At 53.2% G+C, this 2,101-nt stretch carries 1 protein-coding gene; it reads right to left on the bottom strand.

Annotated elements, in window-relative coordinates; translation table 11 throughout:
• On the bottom strand, window positions 1–2,079 hold a 2,079-nt coding region (locus J7439_RS25290; RefSeq protein ID WP_209204828.1), incomplete at its 3' end, for a hypothetical protein.
• Between the last annotated feature and the right edge of the window lie 22 nt (window positions 2,080–2,101).

The following is a 2,101-nucleotide window of genomic DNA, read 5'->3' as shown; positions in this document are numbered from 1 at the left end:
GGCATCATAGCTGATGCATTGCTGGGCAAGGCTGCTGATGGTCAGGAAGTTATCCCGGAGCAGTTTGTCCATGGCCCGCAGGCCGTGGGCACAACACACGATCCGTTCAAGCGACCATTCAAGATAAATCCCGCCATTGATGGTTATCTCTTCACCATTGTCCTTAATTAACTGCATCGCCTGGACATTGTTATTTTTAATGTTGTTTATCTGCCACCTATAGAGGTCATCAATCACCTGGCCCCGGTCCGCATAAAGTTTCAGCAGTTTTTTGCCCTGCGTGCCCAGCTGCGGCGGGCGGCTGTCTTGTGGCGGGCGACTGTCGGTGACGGAGGAGGTCGGAGTCGCAACGGGTTGGGTGGTGTGCTCCGGCTCAATGGTTGGCGACGATGACTCAGCATCAGCATGATCGTCAATGGCCGACGGGGTCGCCTCAAGGTGAGCTGTTGGCGTTTGGGAAGGGGATAGTTGCGAAGGGGATAGTTGCGAAGTCATCTCCGGTGAGATCCGGGCCATTGTGCTGGATGACAATGTCTGAGTACCTGCCATGCCTGACGGAGTCATTGACTCATCGGTGGTAGTGATCGGCGAACTCATTTCTGGAGAGAACGGAGACGTAGTACTGGATGACAGTGCCTGAGTGCTTGCCATGCCTGACGGAGTCATTGACACATCGGTGGTATTCATCGACGAACTCAGTTCCGGTGAGAACGGAGCCGTCGTATTGGATGACAGTGCCTGAGTGCTTGCCATGCCTGACGGAGTCATTGACACATCGGTGGTATTGATTGACGAACTCAACTCTGGAGAGAACTGAGCTGTCGTGTTGGATGACAGTGTCTGAGTACCTGCCATGCCTGATGGGCTCACTGACGCATCGGTGGAATTCATCGACGAACTGAGTTCTGGTGAGAACGTGGCCGTCGTGTTGGGCGACAGTGTCTGAGTGCCTGCCATGCCTGATGGGCTCACTGACGCATCGGTGGAATTCATCGACGAACTCAACTCAGGAGAGAACGGAGCTGTCGTGTTGGATGACAGTGTCTGAGTACCTGCCATGCCTGACGGAGTCATTGACACATCGGTGGTATTGATCGACGAACTCAACTCTGGAGAGAACGGAGCTGTCGTATTGGATGACAGTGTCTGAGTGCCTGCCATCCCTGATGGAGTCATTGACACATCGGTGGTATTGATCGACGAACTGAGTTCTGGAGAGAACGGAGCCGTCGTGTTGGATGACAGTGTCTGAGTACCTGCCATGCCTGACGGAGTCATTGACACATCGGTGGTATTGATCGACGAACTCAACTCTGGAGAGAACGGAGCCGTCGTGTTGGATGACAGTGTCTGAGTGCCTGCCATGCCTGACGGAGTCAGTGACACATCGGTAGTATTAATTGACGAACTGAGTTTTGGAGAGAACGTAGCCGTCGTGTTGGGTGACAGTGTCTGAGTACCTGCCATGCCTGACGGAGTCATTGACACATCGGTGGTATTGATCGACGAACTGAGTTCTGGAGAGAATGGTGACGTCGTGTTGGGTGACAGTGTCTGAGTACCTGCCATGCCTGACGGAGTCAGTGACACATCGGTGGTATTGATCGACGAACTGAGTTCTGGAGGGAATGGAGACGTCGTGTTGGATGACAGTGTCTGAGTACCTGCCATGCCTGACGGAGTCATTGACACATCGGTGGTATTGATCGACGAACTTAACTCTGGTGAGAACGGAGCCGTCGTGTTGGATGACAGTGTCTGAGTGCCTGCCATGCCTGACGGAGTCAGTGACACATCGGTAGTATTAATTGACGAACTGAGTTCTGGAGAGAACGTAGCCGTCGTGTTGGGTGACAATGCCTGAGTGCTTGCCATGCCTGACGGAGTCATTGACACATCGGTGGTATTCATCGACGAACTCAGCTCTGGTGAGAACGTAGCCGTCGTGTTGGATGACAGTGTCTGAGTACCTGTCATGCCTGACGGAGTCAGTGATGCATCGGTGGTATTCATCGACGAACTCAACTCTGGAGAGAACGGAGCCGTGTTGTTGGATAACAGTGTCTGAGTGCTTGCCATGCCTGACGGAGTCATTGACACA

Source organism: Salinisphaera sp. G21_0, from assembly GCF_017744115.1.
Lineage (GTDB): Bacteria > Pseudomonadota > Gammaproteobacteria > Pseudomonadales > Endozoicomonadaceae > Endozoicomonas.
The sequence above is the reverse complement of the archived record's forward strand: the minus strand, read 5'-3'. Positions and strand labels throughout refer to the sequence as shown.